The sequence below is a fragment of the Shewanella hanedai genome, from assembly GCF_007197645.1.
Taxonomy (GTDB): domain Bacteria; phylum Pseudomonadota; class Gammaproteobacteria; order Enterobacterales; family Shewanellaceae; genus Shewanella; species Shewanella hanedai.
In genome coordinates, this window is the sequence record NZ_VKGK01000021.1 from 77,009 (window position 1) to 94,923 (window position 17,915).

Annotated in this window: 19 protein-coding genes; 6 read left to right on the top strand and 13 right to left on the bottom strand. The window is 42.6% G+C overall.

Features of this window, described 5'->3' with window-relative positions; translation table 11 throughout:
* The first annotated feature begins 3 nt into the window (after positions 1 to 3).
* The 4 genes from rsmA to FN961_RS16585 all read left to right on the top strand — a co-directional run bounded on the left by rsmA (position 4) and on the right by FN961_RS16585 (position 4,364).
* The gene (gene rsmA / locus FN961_RS16570; protein WP_144041292.1) at positions 4 to 807 is read left to right on the top strand and encodes a 16S rRNA (adenine(1518)-N(6)/adenine(1519)-N(6))-dimethyltransferase RsmA; all 804 of its coding nucleotides are present in this window, start codon (positions 4 to 6) and stop codon (positions 805 to 807) included.
* A 92-nt stretch (positions 808 to 899) separates the two neighbouring features.
* Positions 900 to 1,280: a Co2+/Mg2+ efflux protein ApaG gene (gene apaG, locus FN961_RS16575; RefSeq protein ID WP_144041293.1), complete on the top strand. Its 381-nt coding sequence runs from the start codon at positions 900 to 902 to the stop codon at positions 1,278 to 1,280.
* 121 nt (positions 1,281 to 1,401) lie between these two features.
* Complete coding sequence (locus FN961_RS16580) at positions 1,402 to 2,226, top strand: symmetrical bis(5'-nucleosyl)-tetraphosphatase (RefSeq protein ID WP_144041294.1); 825 nt, start codon at positions 1,402 to 1,404, stop codon at positions 2,224 to 2,226.
* A 110-nt stretch (positions 2,227 to 2,336) separates the two neighbouring features.
* Positions 2,337 to 4,364, top strand: coding sequence for a methyl-accepting chemotaxis protein (locus FN961_RS16585; RefSeq protein ID WP_144041295.1), 2,028 nt, complete (start codon positions 2,337 to 2,339; stop codon positions 4,362 to 4,364).
* Between the two features lie 84 nt (positions 4,365 to 4,448).
* Here the strand turns inward: FN961_RS16585 and FN961_RS16590 are convergent, their stop codons facing one another.
* From FN961_RS16590 to rplU, 7 genes are all read right to left on the bottom strand, one after another.
* A complete protein-coding gene (locus FN961_RS16590; protein ID WP_144041327.1) occupies positions 4,449 to 4,835 on the bottom strand; it encodes a DUF3718 domain-containing protein in 387 nt (128 codons plus the stop codon).
* A 104-nt stretch (positions 4,836 to 4,939) separates the two neighbouring features.
* Entirely contained in the window at positions 4,940 to 5,422 is a 483-nt protein-coding gene (gene folA / locus FN961_RS16595) for a type 3 dihydrofolate reductase (RefSeq protein ID WP_144041296.1), read from the bottom strand.
* Positions 5,423 to 5,481: 59 nt separating this feature from the next.
* Complete coding sequence (locus tag FN961_RS16600) at positions 5,482 to 5,952, bottom strand: threonine/serine exporter family protein (protein WP_144041328.1); 471 nt, start codon at positions 5,950 to 5,952, stop codon at positions 5,482 to 5,484.
* Positions 5,949 to 6,710 (bottom strand): threonine/serine exporter family protein, encoded by a 762-nt coding sequence (locus tag FN961_RS16605; RefSeq protein ID WP_144041297.1) that lies wholly within the window; start codon positions 6,708 to 6,710, stop codon positions 5,949 to 5,951. The genes FN961_RS16600 and FN961_RS16605 overlap by 4 nt, the downstream gene beginning before the upstream one ends.
* 49 nt (positions 6,711 to 6,759) lie before the next feature.
* Complete coding sequence (gene cgtA / locus FN961_RS16610; RefSeq protein ID WP_144041298.1) at positions 6,760 to 7,926, bottom strand: Obg family GTPase CgtA; 1,167 nt, start codon at positions 7,924 to 7,926, stop codon at positions 6,760 to 6,762.
* A gap of 132 nt (positions 7,927 to 8,058) precedes the next feature.
* On the bottom strand, positions 8,059 to 8,313 hold the full coding sequence (gene rpmA / locus FN961_RS16615) for a 50S ribosomal protein L27 (protein WP_144041299.1): 255 nt from the start codon (positions 8,311 to 8,313) through the stop codon (positions 8,059 to 8,061).
* 16 nt (positions 8,314 to 8,329) lie between these two features.
* Positions 8,330 to 8,641 (bottom strand): 50S ribosomal protein L21, encoded by a 312-nt coding sequence (gene rplU, locus FN961_RS16620; protein WP_144041300.1) that lies wholly within the window; start codon positions 8,639 to 8,641, stop codon positions 8,330 to 8,332.
* Positions 8,642 to 8,914: 273 nt separating this feature from the next.
* Between rplU and ispB the strand changes: the two genes are divergently transcribed.
* Entirely contained in the window at positions 8,915 to 9,886 is a 972-nt protein-coding gene (gene ispB, locus FN961_RS16625) for an octaprenyl diphosphate synthase (protein WP_144041301.1), read from the top strand.
* A 272-nt stretch (positions 9,887 to 10,158) separates the two neighbouring features.
* On the opposite strand, the gene mdh is transcribed toward ispB, so the two are convergent.
* Positions 10,159 to 11,094 (bottom strand): malate dehydrogenase, encoded by a 936-nt coding sequence (gene mdh / locus FN961_RS16630; RefSeq protein ID WP_144041302.1) that lies wholly within the window; start codon positions 11,092 to 11,094, stop codon positions 10,159 to 10,161.
* Between the two features lie 334 nt (positions 11,095 to 11,428).
* Here mdh and argR point away from each other — a divergent pair, with 334 nt between their 5' ends.
* Complete coding sequence (gene argR / locus FN961_RS16635) at positions 11,429 to 11,899, top strand: transcriptional regulator ArgR (protein WP_144041303.1); 471 nt, start codon at positions 11,429 to 11,431, stop codon at positions 11,897 to 11,899.
* Positions 11,900 to 12,040: 141 nt separating this feature from the next.
* Here argR and FN961_RS16640 read toward each other — a convergent pair whose 3' ends face one another.
* The 5 genes from FN961_RS16640 to FN961_RS16660 form a co-directional block, all read right to left on the bottom strand.
* Entirely contained in the window at positions 12,041 to 12,976 is a 936-nt protein-coding gene (locus FN961_RS16640) for a Dyp-type peroxidase (RefSeq protein WP_185972819.1), read from the bottom strand.
* 315 nt (positions 12,977 to 13,291) lie between these two features.
* A complete protein-coding gene (locus tag FN961_RS16645; protein WP_144041304.1) occupies positions 13,292 to 14,320 on the bottom strand; it encodes an ABC transporter ATP-binding protein in 1,029 nt (342 codons plus the stop codon).
* A gap of 45 nt (positions 14,321 to 14,365) precedes the next feature.
* Positions 14,366 to 15,997, bottom strand: a complete 1,632-nt coding sequence (locus tag FN961_RS16650) for an ABC transporter permease (RefSeq protein ID WP_144041305.1) — start codon at positions 15,995 to 15,997, stop codon at positions 14,366 to 14,368.
* Between the two features lie 154 nt (positions 15,998 to 16,151).
* Positions 16,152 to 17,159 (bottom strand): Fe(3+) ABC transporter substrate-binding protein, encoded by a 1,008-nt coding sequence (locus FN961_RS16655; protein WP_144041306.1) that lies wholly within the window; start codon positions 17,157 to 17,159, stop codon positions 16,152 to 16,154.
* A gap of 136 nt (positions 17,160 to 17,295) precedes the next feature.
* On the bottom strand, positions 17,296 to 17,892 hold the full coding sequence (locus FN961_RS16660) for a glutathione S-transferase (RefSeq protein WP_144041307.1): 597 nt from the start codon (positions 17,890 to 17,892) through the stop codon (positions 17,296 to 17,298).
* Between the last annotated feature and the right edge of the window lie 23 nt (positions 17,893 to 17,915).

The following is a 17,915-nucleotide window of genomic DNA, read 5'->3' on the forward strand; positions in this document are numbered from 1 at the left end:
GTAATGAGCAATAAAGTACATTTAGGCCACACGGCCAGAAAGCGTTTCGGACAAAACTTTTTGACCGATCACAATATTATCAATCGCATTGTTGGCGCTATCTCTCCAGATAACGATCATGTCATGGTTGAAATTGGTCCGGGCCTAGCGGCATTAACCGAGCCTGTAGCCAGTGGTATCGACAAACTGACAGTGGTTGAACTGGATAAAGATCTAGTAGCGCGTTTGCGTGAACACCCAACATTAAAAGATAAGTTGGATATTCACCAAGGAGATGCGCTTAAGTTTGATTTCAGCCAGCTTGTAGAAGAAGGCCGTCAGATGAAGGTGTTTGGTAATTTGCCATACAACATCTCTACGCCACTCATGTTCCATCTATTCGACTTCGCAGAACAGATTGAGAACATGCACTTCATGCTGCAAAAAGAGGTCGTTCTTAGGCTTTCTGCCAGCCCAGGAACAAAAGCCTATGGTCGTTTGACCGTCATGGCGCAGTATCATTGTCAGGTTATGCCTGTACTTGAAGTACCGCCAGGAAGCTTTACACCTGCACCTAAAGTTGACTCAGCTGTCGTTCGTCTCGTGCCATTTAAAGTGAAGCCTTGGCCATGTAAAGATGTCGATCAACTAAGACATCTAACGACCACGGCATTTAATATGCGCCGTAAAACCTTGCGTAATAATCTTAAACATATTATCTCTGATGACGAATTTGCAGAGTTAGGCATCGACGCGACGCTCAGACCTGAGCAGATCACAGTCCAGCAGTATGTTGCAATGGCAAATCTTGTCATTGATAAGCAATAAATACGCTTACTTCATTTTAACTCTGTGTTAAATTCTAAAATGATTTACAAAATCTAGGAGGGCTTGCCCTCCTTTTTGTTATAAGGAAATCCATGACAGAACTTGAAGCCTCAATAAAAATCGAAGTTAAAACAGAGTATATCGAAGATCAATCCTCACCCAATGATGAAAGATATCTGTTTAGGTACACAATCACCATCATCAACTTAGGTAAAGATCCCGTGACGTTAAAAACCCGCCACTGGTCTATCACCGATGCAAATCAACATCTCAGCGTAGTTCAAGGCGCTGGTGTAGTTGGTGAAACCCCCACAATTGAAGCTGATACCGCCTACCAATATACCAGTGGTACAGTGCTCGAAACTCCCTTAGGTGTCATGGAAGGCAGTTATGGAATGGTCACTGAGGATGGAACCGCTTTTAACGCGACAATACCGCCTTTTAGACTCTCTGTTCCTGGGTTACTTCACTAAAAACAGCGATCAAACATTTTCAGTTCTTCATACTGAAGCCATTTTCTAAGATTGAAACTTATTTCCTTTCCCGCGCCTCCCCAGTACAATTAGAGTATTGATTGATAAGGATAAAGAAGAGATGGCAAACTATTTTGTCGGCGATATTCAAGGGTGTTATGACGAACTCATGCAGCTGTTGTCTAAAGTCGATTTTAACCCATCACGGGATCAACTATGGGCAGTTGGCGATTTAGTTGCGAGAGGGCCCGGCTCTCTACCCACATTGAAGTACTTCCAGCAACTCGATGGCGCTGCAAATGTGTCTCTGGGGAACCATGATCTGCACTTAATGGCTGTTCACGCCAAGGTTAAAAGAGCAAATCCAAAGGACAAACTAGAGGCTTTACTTGATTCATCAGAGATTAACTCCTTAATAGGTTGGCTACGCCATCAACCGCTTCATCAGGAATTGCCTGAGCACAAGATTATAATGAGCCACGCAGGTGTTCCACCTCAATGGGATCTGAATACGTTAAGAGCAGAAAGCCTGCGTGTCACTCAAGCCCTCCAATCTGCCGATTATGTTGAAAACCTACTCACGAAAATGTACACCTCGGGTTCAAACCAGTGGCATCTTGAAATGGGCGAATTAGAAAAGAGAATTTACTGTATCAATGCATTAACAAGAATGCGTTTTTTACACAGTGATGGACGGCTCGATTTTGAATGTAAGGTCTCCCCTGCCGAATGTAAAGATCCAGACTTGACTCCCTGGTTCGCTCTTGAGGGGAAAGTTAACCAAAGCCATACTTTGGTCTTTGGACATTGGGCAGCAGTGATGGGCGAAGTGAGCTCTACAAGAATAAAAGCATTAGATACAGGATGTTGTTGGGGAGAGTACCTAACACTATGGCATCTAGAGAAGGATGAAAAAATTACCCAAAATAAGTTAAAAAAGAGTTAAACTAACTCGAATGTTAGCCGATACGTTAACAGTTGTTAGTCAATATTCAAGTAACTGAACTAATCATTCATTACTAGGGAATAATAATAAAATTTATAATGGAGCACCCTATGAAATTGAATGTCGCCACAAGAGTTATTGGCGGGTTTAGTGTAGTAACCTTACTCTTAATCACTTTGGGAGGCGCCTCTTTACTGACAAACAGTGAGCTCAAAACTAGCACTCAGATATTACAAGAACTCAGCTTACCTGCTATAGAATCTACCAGTCACTTAATTAAAGATCTTTCGATTCAGGAAAAGCAGGTATTACTCGCTTACTATTCAACTCAATCGACTAAAATCCCCGCCTTGAAGTCCAAATTTGCCGAGCATAACCAATCTTTCAACTCTGAGCTCAATAACATTTCAAGACTTGTGGCATCGCAACAAGAAGCTGACTTTACCAGTATTATTGCGACACTAAGAACTAACTATCAGGATTTTGCTGCTGAAAGCAATAAAATGATGATCACGCGAGAAAACTCGCTGGTTACACAAGAGAAATTAGTCTCCAAATTAGAGCGTTTAGAAGAAGCCGCTGATGATACAGCCTCACTCCTGCTAGACCTTATGGATCTGGAGACCAGTGAAGATTTAACCGATCAAGAGATAGCTGCCACTGCTGGCAATATTGATAATAGTCTCAGCAGTATCGTCAGCACTAACTATGACCTCATAAACAGCACGTCACACTCTCAATTTGACACCATATCTAAAGAACTCGATTACTTGATCAATGAAGCTAAGAGTAAACTGGAATATGTTACCCGTCACTGGGATGGTGTTGTTGATACAACACTAATGGCCGATATTAATACTGAAGCGAATAAAGTCTTTACCATGTTAAGTGGAAGTGGCTCTATGCAAGCGATGAAAGGACGTCAGCTTAACTTTGAATCATCGGCAGAACAGTTACTTAGCAAGGTTAACAGAGATGTTGATAATGTTAACGGCAGCATGGATGAACTGATTAAAAAAGTAGAAACTGTTTCTGCACAAATCAGTAATAAAGCAATTGAAGGCATTGATTCAGCGAGTTTTAATACCATCATTCTTATTGTCATTGTTATTTTTGTGTCGATTGGCGTTAGCTCTGCGGTTACTATTCCGCTGAAACGCTCATTAAATAAGATCAACACAGCGCTTAATATTTTAGCCTCTGGCAATTTGACTCATAAACTAGACGACTCGGGTCATGATGAATTTGCCGAGCTATCTCGTAACTGCAACCGCCTAGTTGATAGCCTTAGAGAATTAATACAAGGCATTTTAGACCGCTCGAATCAACTTGCAGCTGCAGCAGAAGAAACGTCAGCTATCACAACTCAAACAACCGCCAGCATTCAAGAACAAAAGAGCCAAGTCGATCAAGTCGCTACTGCAACGACTCAATTAACGTCAAGTGCCCAGCAAGTCACCAGCAGCGCCGATGAAGCGCTACTACAAATTAAGCAGGCCGACGATGAAGCACAGCATATGCGCACCATTGCTGATGAGAATAAGCATACTATTCAGGCGCTAGCTGATGAAGTAGCCAAAGCAGGCATAGTGATTAACAAGGTGCATACTGATAGTGCTTCCATAGGCTCAATTCTTGACACTATTCGTGGCATTGCAGAACAGACTAACCTACTCGCATTAAATGCCGCAATTGAAGCTGCACGAGCTGGTGAACAAGGCCGTGGATTTGCCGTCGTCGCCGATGAAGTCCGAAACCTAGCCTCGAGAACTCAAGACTCTACCCAAGAAATTCAACAGATGATCCAAGTCCTGCAGGCAGGAACGCAAGAAGCGGTATCAGTGATGGAGTTAGGCCGTAGTCAGGCCAGTTCTTGTGTCGATAAAACCGAACAAGCCAATATTGCTCTCACAAGTATCAGTGAGGCTGTTCATAAAGCCCATGATTCTGGTACTCATATTGCCCATGCAGCTCAAGAGCAAAGTTTAGTGAGTCAGCAGGTATCTGAAATGCTAGAACACATCGCATCGATTTCTGAAGAGACTGCTTCTGGAGCTGATCAAACAGCACAGTCTAGCCATCAGGTAGCGATGCTGGCTGAAGAACTTCAAGCATCAGTAGGTGAGTTTAAAGTTTAATATAAAGCGACTTCTATCAATAAAAACTAAAAAAATACCGGACAATTGTCCGGTATTTTTTAATACAAATAACGTTGTACAAGCTTATCCGCCAGCTAAACGCTCTTTAATCGCAATGTTAATTGCACTCGCGCTATGGCCTTTTGCTTCAGCCCAAGCATTAATACTAATGCCATCGGCCTCACTAGCTTGAAGGTCAGAGACTGACAAGCGTTTTGCTACAAAGGTTCCTACTTTGTCAGAGCCACTTTTAATGGCTGTCCGCAACAAACTATCACCATTGCAAGAGATACCAGAATAGATGTTCCGCAACTTAACACGGTTCTCTTTTAGTTTCTTTCGTAATCTATTCTTATCGTCAGCTTGAACATAGTTGCAGATATTAGCTGCAAGTTGATCATTGGCATGGGCAGGAAGCGTATAGCTTGATGCTGCAATAATAGCAGCTATCGATATAGGCAACAGGCGCATCATGTACTCCTTTAATATTTTTATTAATCTATTATGTTTTTTCGCGGAGTACCTGTAGGGTGTCAGCCGCACTCACTACCCAAAATCATAGCAAGCACTGTAACTTAACATTTTTTTACCAATTCCATAAAGCGATAACCCAAATCTTTATCATTTACAGCACTTTCCTGAACATTTATAAGCCAAGTGCCATCATCCCACTCAGGGAAGAAGGTGTCCCCTTCAACCTCGAGGTCAATCTCAGTCAAATACAGCTTGTCAGCAATGCCTATGGTCATAGCGTAGAGTTGCCCACCACCAATCACTACTAGCTCATCGACATCACCAGCTGCTTTTTTGGCTGCTTCAAAAGAGTTCACACAGGTTGTCCCTTCAATAACTAACCCTTCTTGACGACTAATCACAATGTTATGACGTCCTGGAAGTGGTCTACCAATAGAATCGAAAGTCTTACGGCCCATCACAATAGGCTTACCTAATGTCATCGCTTTAAAGTGACGAAGATCTTCAGGAAGATGCCATGGCATCTGGTTACCTTTTCCTATGACGCGATTATTAGCCATCGCGGCTATTAGGGCTATTTGCATGTTATCTCCTGGGAATTATTATTGATTTACTTAGAGGCTAAAGCTTTCATTCTGAGAGGTTATATCACAGGTCTGGATCTAAAATAGAGTAAGCTCGGCATCGCAAGCCCTACCGACAACGCTCCCAATATAAAGACGGTCTTTAAACCATTACTGATAACGGCAGAAGTGAGCTCAGCGCTGATTTCAGACTGTGCAGTTAACTGAACTAACGCGATAACCGTATTAAAAGCGTAGGTTCCAGGGATCATGGGAATGATCGCTGCTACCGCGTACATTAACGGCGGTGCCAGATGACGCTTTGCAAAACCGATCGTCACTAAACCAACCAGCGCAGCTGCAATAAAGGTTGCCCACTCTATTGGCAAATTAAAATGTAATAGTAGCGTTCTACAACTATGACCCAAAGCGCCAGCAATAGCACAGTAAGGCAAAAAACGCTTAGGCACATTGAACACCATCGCAAAGCCTACTGCAGGTATGGCTGAAAAAAATGCATCATTAAGTAATTTTAAAATGAGTTCCATTATAGGAGAAGCCCACCTAGCTGCATTGAGATTGTTATCCCGATAACGGATGAGACTGTCAGCAAAGTCGCATGACCCCAACGAGAAATCCCGACACTCAGATGACCTTTCACCATATCCGAAATAGCGTTGATCATTGGAAAGCCTGGCACCAACATCAATACACTCGCCGCCATAGGCAATTTAGGTGTATCGGTTAAATCAAAATGATACCCAATTTGCGCTATTAACGTCGTCACGAAAGCAGTAACAGCAAAATTAAGTAATAGATTAAAATGGTGTTTAGCAATGGATAATCTGACAAACATGCCGATTGAGGAGGCGATGAAGGTAATAAAACAAGCTGCGACATCACCACCAAACAGATGGCAGAAACTTGCACAGGATAAACCTATCATGGGCACTAAATAACGTTTTGGATAGGTTTTAGGTTCGATACGAGAAACTCGCTTTCTCACCTCTCTGATGCCATACAAGCCCTTCTCTGTGAGTAAGCATATCCGCTGAAGCTCACAAATAATGGTCATATTGATGCCATGTTCACGGATCCTACGAGTGGTCGTGATACAACGCCCATGAACTAAGCTGGTTAACACGAGGGAGTTTGAGGAGATGGAAATTTCAACGCTAGCTAAGCCTAAAGCATGGCCAAGGCGCTGGCTTATCTCTTCGACAAGCTCAGATTCAGCGCCATAGGCCAACAATAGTTGAGCCACTCGGACAACTTGCCGAGTTATATCATTTTGAGTATCTGCGTACACACTAATCTCAAAAAAATCATCTCAATCGTGGTAGATAAGAGGATCAGTATTATCTTTGGTAGATAACCTTCACGTCATAATCATCATCGTCGAAGTCATCATCGTCGTCATCTGCAACGTAGTTTTCATTCAATGATTCGTTAGCATTCTCATGGTAATTATCCCACTTGAATTCGACTTCAGCTTCTTTATCAATCTCTTCCTCTGGTGGAAGTGCATCAATAAAGTCGATTAACTTAAGGCTTAATGCCTCAGTACCTTCACGGTTATAGGCTGAAATAGTGTAAACATCACCTTCCCACTCTAGCTCTTTAACAACACGTGCAACGCGCTCTTTAAGTTCATCTTCAAGCATTAGGTCTGTCTTGTTTATCACTAACCAACGCGGCTTACCCGCTAATTTTGGTGAGTGCTTCTCAAGTTCAGCAACAATAGCACGTGCAGATTCAACCGGATCTGATCCATCAATAGGATCAATATCTAAAATATGCAGAAGTACACGGCAACGTTCAAGATGCTTCAAGAACTGTACACCTAGACCAGCACCATCTGCCGCACCTTCAATTAGACCTGGGATATCAGCAATCACAAAGCTTTGACCGTGTCTCGGGTTAACTACACCAAGATTAGGCACTAACGTTGTGAACGGATAATCAGCAACTTTAGGTCTAGCGCGAGAAACAGCACGAATGAAGGTCGATTTACCCGCATTTGGCATACCTAAAAGACCCACGTCAGCAAGCAACATAAGCTCAAGTTTTAAGCTACGTACTTCGCCTGGTGTACCTAAAGTCTTTTGTCTTGGCGCACGGTTAGTACTGCTTTTAAAGCGAGTATTACCCAGTCCGTGGAAACCACCTTTTGCGACTAACATTCTTTGGCCATGATAAGTCAAATCACCAAGAGACTCTTGAGTTTCTTCGTCAATAGCACGGGTACCAACAGGCACGGTAAGCACTAAGTCTTCACCACCATGTCCAGTACAATCACGACCGCGGCCATTCTTTCCACGTTCAGCAAGATGAAAACGCTCAAATTGGAAATCAATTAGCGTGTTGTAACTTTCATCAGCTTGCAGATATACACTGCCACCATCACCACCGTCGCCGCCATCTGGGCCGCCATCGGGTACATATTTCTCACGTCTAAAACTGACGCAACCACTACCACCATCACCAGCTTCAACTCTGATCACAGCTTCATCGACAAACTTCATACCTACTCCGGGCACCACAGAATAAAAGAATTATACTTCTTTGTGATTCATGTAGCCAAAAATTTCTACCATAAACAATAAAGCCCCACCAAAGGCGGGGCTTTAACAAGCAATCTTAGCGTTAGCTAATGATTAGCCTTCGATGCTAATAAACTTACGGTTATTAGGACCTTTAACTTCGAACTTAACTTTTCCGTCAGTCAAAGCGAATAGAGTATGGTCACGACCAATCCCTACGTTTACACCAGCGTGGAATTTAGTACCACGTTGACGAACAATGATGTTACCAGCAAGAACTGATTCGCCACCAAAGCGCTTTACACCAAGACGTTTACTTTCTGAATCGCGGCCGTTACGAGTAGAACCGCCAGCTTTTTTATGTGCCATGAGTTAGAACTCCTAATTAAGCGTTGATAGCTGTAATTTTAACTTCGGTAAACCACTGACGGTGGCCCATTTTTTTGTCGTGATGCTTACGACGACGGAACTTAACAATAGTTACTTTGTCAGCACGACCGTGACTAACTACAGTAGCAACAACTTTACTACCTGCAACTAAAGGTGCACCAACATGAACAGTCTCACCGTCAGCAACCAAAAGAACTTGGTCAAACTCAACAGTTTCGCCTGTAGCGACTTCTAATTTTTCTAGACGAACAGTATGGCCTTCAGCAACACGATGTTGCTTTCCACCACTTTGAAAAACAGCGTACATAGCTATTTCACTCCGATTTTTTTCTATCACCCGGCTCATTTGATGAGGCAGGGGTGTATAAAAGCTTTAATGACAATGGTCGCGGAGTTTACGCTAAGAATTCTAAGCTGACAAGCCCTAATTCAATAAGAATAAAAAAAGACCGGAATTACTCTCAGTATCGGCTTCTAGTGATGCCTTAGCGCTTATTTTTAGGTAGAATCCCAACATTATAACATTTAAGCCATAAGTGGGGCGCCTATATAGGACTCCCCCACCAACCAGAGCCTTTCTATGGATTTGAACGCCATTCGTCAGTTAGCCGATAACGATATGAACAACGTTAATAAGCTAATATACAAACAACTAGAATCTGATGTTGCCCTGATAAACCAATTGGGCTTTTACATTATTAATGGTGGCGGCAAGCGTATGCGCCCCCTTCTATCAATTTTAGCAGCACGTGCCGTTGACTATAAAGGTGAGGATCACCTGAAGCTTGCCGCTATTATAGAGTTTATCCACACCGCATCACTCTTACATGATGATGTTGTCGATGAATCTCTTTTACGCCGTGGCAGAGAAACCGCAAACGCCCTTTTTGGAAATAGTGCAAGTGTTCTGGTTGGTGATTTCCTTTACACCCGCTCATTTCAAATGATGACCGAATTAGGCAGCATGGAGATCCTTGAGGTGCTTGCCGATGCAACTAATGTATTAGCCGAAGGCGAAGTCTTACAGTTAATGAACTGTAATGACCCAAATACGACTGAAGAGAGCTACATGCGGGTGATCTACTGCAAAACGGCCAAGCTTTTTGAAGCGGCAACCCGTTTAGCAGGCGTTCTTGCCGATAGTCCTAGTGATATCCAAGAAGCGTTAGCCTGTTATGGGAAATACCTAGGAACGGCGTTCCAACTAACTGATGATTTACTTGATTATACGGCTGACACTGAAGAGCTAGGTAAGAACATCGGTGACGACCTTGCTGAAGGTAAACCCACGCTACCACTTATTTATGCGATGTCTCATGGCACTGATGAGCAGAAGCAGTTGATCCGTACCGCGATTGAAAAAGGGGACGGTACAGATAGTATTGAACCTATATTAGCAGCACTCGGTAATTGTGGTGCACTTGAATATACTTACAAACGTGCTCAGGAAGAGTCAGCTAAAGCCATAGAGGCACTTTCTATACTTCCTGATACCGACTACAAGCAAGCTCTTATATCGCTGGCTAAAATAGCTGTAGCTCGTAACCATTAGTTTTATATAGATTGCCAAACATAAATCCCCTCAATCGCTTTGACGTACAGGATGTAGGGAATGCCAAGAAATGTAGGGAACATTTCAGGTGCCCTGCGATCGGGGGTAAGTACTCTGAGATGATAGAAATGCACAGAGATGAAGGAACATCTCCTGCCATGTACAAACCCCCTCAGTCGCTATCCATGCGATCGGGGATAAGTACATCCATGTACAAAAAAGGAGCCTATTGGCTCCTTTTTAATTATCAAATTTCAATCAGATAATCATTATTACTTAACGAATTCGACACCAAGCTTAATATCAGCTTTTAGAGTATCTAGCATCGCGTCACGCGCATTTGCTTCGAACTCACTCACGTCGCCATAAGCCAGTACTTTTTCTACACCTTTCTTACCAAGCAAGATTGGTTGAGCGAAGAATTCAGCGTGCTCGCTGCCGCCATCAACATAGGCACATTCAACAACGTTTTCTTCACCTTGAAGACCACGAACAAGCGCAAGACCAAAGCGACAAGCTGCTTGGCCCATAGAAAGTGTTGCACTGCCGCCACCGGCTTTAGCTTCAACAACTTCTGTACCTGCATTTTGAATACGAGTCGTGAGTGCTGCAACTTCTTCATCAGTAAAGCTTACGCCTTCAATTTGAGAAAGAAGTGGAAGAATAGTCACACCACTGTGTCCGCCGATAACGTTAACAGTCACGTCAGCAACGTTTAGACCTTTGGCTTCAGCAACGAATGTCTCAGAACGGATAACATCAAGTGTGGTAATACCGAACAAACGATTCTTATCATATACACCCGCAGCTTTAAGTACTTCAGCAGCGATTGCCACTGTCGTGTTAACTGGGTTTGTAATAATACCGATTAGCGCGTTTGGACAAGTTGCAGCACACTTTTCAACTAAGTTTCTAACGATTCCGGCATTAATGTTAAATAGATCTGAGCGATCCATTCCTGGTTTACGAGCTACACCAGCTGAGATCAAAACAACATCTGCACCTTCAAGGGCTGGTGAAGGATCTTGACCAGCAAAACCTTTTACTTCAACAGCTGTAGGGATATGGCTAAGGTCAACAGCAACACCAGGTGTTACAGGAGCGATATCATATAGTGAGAGTTTAGAATCGGCAGGCAATTGCGTTTTTAGTAGTAAGGCAAGAGCTTGCCCAATACCACCAGCAGCACCAAGTACAGCAACTTTCATAGTTATCTCCGTCATTTCTTAGATGTTTTGTGATACGAATCCATTTTCCAGATGCGGCAACATTACTGTAATCACAGAAAAAATTCAATTATCCCTTAGTCGTGGTTAGGTTTTTATTATCTTTGTGATTAATAAATAGTCTAAAGCCGATACATTACAAGCTTGAAATCAAATTTTTCACCTTAAAACATCGAAAACTAATATCAACTATTCCCATGACAGCTGCCTTTCTAAGTATAAGATGCATTATTATTCACGAAAGCCGAGTATTTGTTGACAAAAACGGCTACAATATTCAAAATAATTACGTTTTTTGAATATAGAATAAAAAATTATGCAGGCAAACAAATCTCAAGACGAACTTGTAAAGACATTTAAATCCATTTTGAAAGAAGAACGCTTTGGTTCTCAGAGTGAAATAGTTCTCGCCCTTCAAGCTGAAGGTTATAACAATATTAACCAGTCTAAAGTCTCAAGAATGCTAAGTAAGTTTGGGGCTGTTCGCACCCGAAATGCTAAGCAAGAGATGGTTTACTGCCTTCCGGCAGAACTTGGCGTACCTACTGCAGGTAGTCCACTCAAGAATCTAGTCTTAGATGTCGATCATAACCAAGCAATGATTGTAGTAAGAACCAGTCCCGGAGCCGCCCAACTTATCGCCCGTCTACTTGACTCGATAGGTAAACCTGAAGGCATACTCGGTACGATAGCCGGTGATGATACTATTTTCATCACACCATCAAATATCCAAGAGATAGCTAAAACCTTAGCAACCGTTAAATCTTTATTTAACTTTTCCAGCTAACCCCCATCAATTTAATGCAGGCTTTTAAAGAGAATCGATAGACCTCATCGACACTCTATTCCTTCACTGAAGGAGCAAGCATACAACACAAACGCACCTTTTAAGAGGTGCGTTTGTGTATGAGAAAAACAAAGTATTGAGTTAGTTTGCCGCTTTTTCCATAAAGTCTAACGAAGGGGCGAAGAAAGATGAACCTGTTAATGCTTGGGTAAAATGAAGCAGGTGATCATGATTTCCCTCTTCATCGCCGTGCACCATACTATGAAGCATCTGTTCAAAGTTTTCTGAATTTCGACAATTCGAAATAAACATAAGCCCCTGCTCTTTAACTGAGCCATAAGGCATACTTTGCCTCAAAATCTCCATCGAGTTACCTTGAGCATCTTTAAGGTTTACTCGCTTGATATGACTGGTTAAGGGCTTGTCAGCTGATGCGTACTCAATATTATCATGCTTAGTTCGCCCGATAATATCTTCTTGTTTCTTCTGAGGTAATCGATGCCATTTACTCAGATTGTGAGCAAATTTTTGCACATGCACGTAGCTACCAGACTTAAACACGATATCTTCATCGCCCACTAATGCCACTTGTTGTCTGTTGCGACCTTTAGGGTTTTCAGTGCCATCGACAAAGCCAGTTAAATCTCGATTATCCATAAAGCGAAAGCCTCGCTCTTCATCGACTAATTCAACTAAACCTTCAAACATTTGACATACCTCGTTGGCAACCAAATGCAATATATCTAAACGGTCACAACGAATATGGGCAAAAAGATCATACTCTAAAGCTGGCGCATCACGGTTATCAGCACTCCGGGCTGGAAAAGGTTTCAGCTCAGCAGGACGACTAGCTGAATACAAGCTATCCCAATAGTTGGCACCAACGGCAATAAACCCATTAAGCGCACTATCAGCATATTGATCGCTGAGCTCATGAATATATTGAGCCACATTAGCTAAACAAGGTCGTAGTTGAGATTCAATACCATCATTAGCATTAAACATTAAATACACACTGTGTAAGTTACCTTCAGCACACACGCCTAACTGTTCACGAGGCATAAACTGATCACCCATCTCTTAACCACCTTTTTAACATTAATTCATTATCGGCAGTATTATCAACAATTTTAGATTTTAATGATATTAACTAACGCACAGTTAATGTCATTTAAATTCATACCTTTGGTATAAAACATAAAGTTAGCACCACACTTACACAAGCTAACTAAAATTGCTTAACTTTCTAAGGAATATCTGCAGAAATAAAACTTAGCTATGATATAAATGACGCCTAAAAGCGTTGTGTTCCACAGAAAGAACACCGATTACATCGATAACTTCTGTAGAACGGCACTCTCTAAGACTAGAGGTAATTGTTGAGTTTAGTTATCAAAATATAACTAAGGAGTGAGCAGATGTTGTGAGCGAGACTCGCTGACCGGGAATAAACTGGCCGTTCAAGCTGTTAATTTGATAACTTGATTGAGCAATTTTGACTTGATAATGGCAAACACTGCCTAAGAAACGTCGATCGATAATGACCCCCTCACCTGCTTCATCGGCTGTGATCTCGAGCTGTTGTGGCCTTAACATCACCTCCCCTTGGTAACCGACAGTAAAAGGTAACCTTGATGTACTATTCAACATCCCCAAAGGCGTCTCAACACTAGAACACGTACTCACGACTGCAGGAAGGTAGTTACACTGACCTAAGAAATCTGCGACATACTTATCGATAGGTGAAGCATATAACGCCTCTGCGGTACCGTATTGCACTATCTGCCCCTCTTTAAACAGTGCGAGCTTATCAGCAAAAACAAACGCTTCATCTTTACTATGAGTCACAAAAACGGCACTGACATTACTCTCTTTTAAGATAGTGCGGATCTCCAGCATCATCTCACCACGAACCTTTGCATCGATATTTGAAAAGGGTTCATCAAGCAACAAAAGTTCAGGTTCATAGGCTAGAGCACGTGCAATAGACACTCGCTGTTGCTGACCACCAGAAAGCTCATGGGGGAAACGCCCACCTAACCCCTCAAGCTTAACTAAAGACAGCATCTCATTAAGGCGCTGTTTACGTATATCTTTAGCCACGCTTTTAACCCCGAAGAGTATATTGTCAGCTACATTCAGGTGAGGAAATAGCGCGTAATCCTGAAATATCATCCCCACGCCACGCTGCTCGCTTGGAACAAACACTTCTGGCCCTGAAAGCACTCTGTTATTGATACTGATCTCACCCTGGCTGAGCAATTGTAATCCAGCTATTGCCCTCAAAAGAGTGGTTTTCCCACAGCCACTCGGCCCCAATAACGCAGCAATCTCACCTTTATTAAGAGTGAGGTCTAGCCCTTTGAGAACCTGTAATCCATGATAATCACTATGAACACCTTTGATACTTAACGTTGACATACAGACCTGCTCCGGGATACATAAACCATCAAACTCAACTCCAAACTATCCTTGATGCTCCAGCGAGCGATTAAGGAAAATAAGCGGAACCAGACCAACTAAGACTATGACTATCGCAGCCAAAGCTCCATGTTCTAGCTGTTCATCGGACACAAACTGAAATACATATGTTGCCAGATTTTCAAACCCCACAGGACGCAAGAGTAACGCCGCAGGTAGCTCTTTCATACACTCGATAAACACCAGTAACATGCCCGCAAATATGCCTTTTTTTAACAGAGGTAAATGCACTCGCCAAAGCAGCGCACCTGGCTTCAATCCCATGGTCATTGCCGCCATGTCCAACGAAGGAGAGATACGTTTATAACTGTTTTCCACACTGCCGATAGCGATAGCAGAAAAGCGAATTGTAAATGCAAAAATAAGCACGAAAACACTGCCCGTAAATATCAATCCAGGACCTAGTTGCCCCATATATTCATAAAGATCGTTAACCGCAAAATCAAGATAAGTCAGCGGTACCAAGATACCTATCGCCAGCACGGTGCCTGGCAGCGCATAACCAGTAGAAGATAAACGCGAAGGGAGAAGATCTGTTTTTCTGGGGCTCACACGGCTGATAAACATCAGCACAATACCGAGTAATGCCGCGATAATACTCACGATAACCGAAATATAGAAGCTGTTAAAACTATACTCCCAGAACTCAGCATGCCAGCTTTCATCAAAGTAATGCCATGCATAGTTGAGTAAGATAATAAACGGCAGTACAAAAGCGGCAAATAATAAAAGAGAGCAATAGCCAGTTGCCAAGAAAGCTTTCACTCCCTTAAGAGAGTACAAAACACTCTGTTTTTCTCCGCTTTGTTTTTGAAAAAGTTGTTGTTTTCTACGAGCAAATCGCTCAAAACCTATCATCGAGAAAACCACAAGTAACATGATTGCAGATAACTTAGCTGCCGCCGACAAACTGCCGTACCCCAACCAAGTATCGTAAACCGCTGTGGTCAATGTCGGCACAGCAAAGTAACTGACCGTCGCAAAGTCAGCGACGGTTTCCATTGCAACTAAAGAAACGCCAACAGCCAGTGCTGGCCTTGCCATCGGCAGGCTCAAACGCCAAAAGCTCTGCCATGGCCCACACCCCATGACTCGCGAGGCATGTTGCAAACTCGCAGACTGCTCCATAAACGCGGTTCGCGCTAACAAATAGATATAGGGAAACAGAACCAGAGCCAACATTATAGAAGCTCCGCCTAAGCTCCGAACCTCGGGAAAATAGTAATCTTGCGGGGTTAACCAACCAAAGAAACGGCGCAGAGCCCCCTGAACTGGCCCTGCATAATCAAGTAGATCGGTATAGACATAAGCCACGACATAAGCAGGCATCGCCAGTGGTAACAACAGTGCCCATTGAAATATGCCACGCCCCGGAAAGTGGCATTTTGCCACTAACCACGCGGCGGGCGTTGCGATGAATATCGCCCCCAGACACACCCAAAACATCAACAGTAAGGTATTGCTGATATAGGTAGGTAACACGGTGTCAAGAAGGTGTCCGAAAACAGATTCAGCAGGAAGAGCGGCTTGAATAAGAATAGCCACAAGTGGAAGCGTGATCACCGAGGCAATAAGATAGCCAATCAGGGACCAACGTCTAGATAAACCTAAAATCATCAACTTTTCCACGAGTGTTTGTCGCAGTATTATCCACTACAAACCTAAATTTAAACTTAAATAAGAACGATTAAGATAAAGGCTTCCTGCAAAGGAAGCCTCTTAGACCATATGAGAGTATTCACCTTCTCACTGAGAAGATGCAAGGATATCGTTATAGATCAAATTTCACTTCATCGAGCATCTTAACGGCTGCATGATGAAATTCAGCAAGCTTATAAATAGGCAAGTTATCTGCTTTGAACTCTCCCCATGAAGCGACTAAAGCAGAGGGTTCTACGGCTTCATTGACTGGGTATTCCATATTCACTTCGGCATAAACTTGTTGTGCTTTATTGCCAGAAAGATACTCCATCAATTTAAGTGCATTCTCTTTATTGCGAGAATGTTTAGCCAAGGCCATACCTGAAACATTGATATGTGAACCGACGTTATCTTGATTTGGAAAGTTAATCTCGACCGCTTCAGCCCAAGGTACTTGCTTAGGATCTTGCAGCATTTTCCCTAAATAGTAACTATTGCCGATAGCGATATCACACAACCCCTCTTTAACCGCTTTCACTTGGCCACGATCGTTCCCTTGAGGCTTACGCGCTAAGTTTGCTTTTAAACCCGTTAACCAAGCCTTAGTTTCAGCCTCGCCATGGTGAGCAATCATCGAAGCAATTAAAGAGATGTTGTAAGGGTGTTTACCACTACGAGTACAAATCTTTCCTTTGAACTTAGGATCGGCTAAATCTTCATAGTTTATATTTAATTTACCAAGTCGATCTTTTGAAGAGTAGATATTGCGCACCCGCATGGTAAGGGCATACCAATTATCATCAGGAGAGCGATATTGAGCTGGAATATTTTTCTTGAGTAGGTCACTGGATGCCGGCACAACAAGGTTTTTATCAACCAACTCCATTAATCGGTAAAAATCTGAAGTGAGCACGATATCTGCAGGAGAAAGCCTCCCCTCTCTCATCATTCTTTCAGCAATCCCTTTTTTTGAAAAAACCACATCAACGTCTATGCCAGTTTCTTTAGTGAAATCATTCAAAATAGGGTCAATAAGAAAGGCTTGTCTGTAGGAATAGACCGTTAACTTTTCAGCCGCGTTCGCCACTGATGCAAAACACACTAACCCTAAGACTGCCAGACTTGTTATTATTTTCATCAAATTACCCTATACATCATACCAAAGCCAACACGACAATGATAATAGTTATCAATTGCAGTTAGGGTAATAAATCTATAACCAATGAGCAAGTATTCTATTCATAAAATGGCTGTTTACACTTATCCACAACACCCTATGTTGGCCTTGTATTCTTCATCATTGATAGATGTTCGAAACCGGATAACCAAGCACCGATAGCAGGTACAACATTCCTCCAATGCAGATCAGGGTGCCTAAAGTCTAGGTACTCAATCAAGCAAGCTAACCCTATTTGTTGAATCGTTAACTGAGGGCTCACCATCACCCCAGACTGCTCAACCTCTTTTAATCCTCTGAGTAGAGCCTGTTCAAATCGCGCAGTCCAAAACACTGATCGCTTGCCCTCTAACTCTCTCATCTGCTCTTGTCTTAACGCGACGGCAGAATCCAACAAGCCATTGATAAGAGAAAGCTGGCACTCATTTGTCCAGTTATACCCATTTTCACCGAATAACCGATTAGCACCAAACTCATGATCTAAGTAACGTAAAATCACTTCACTGTCATAAAGTGGTGAACCATCATTAAGCTGTAAACAGGGAACTTTACCTAAGGGATTAATGTCGAGCAGCGCTTCGTCATTATCCATAGGATTAACAATACACTCCTCAATGCCATCAAGTTCAAGGTGACGGATCAACACCCGGACACATCGAGAATAGGGAGATGCATCAGAATACAGTAATCTCATATTATCAATCTCTTTAAGCTGTA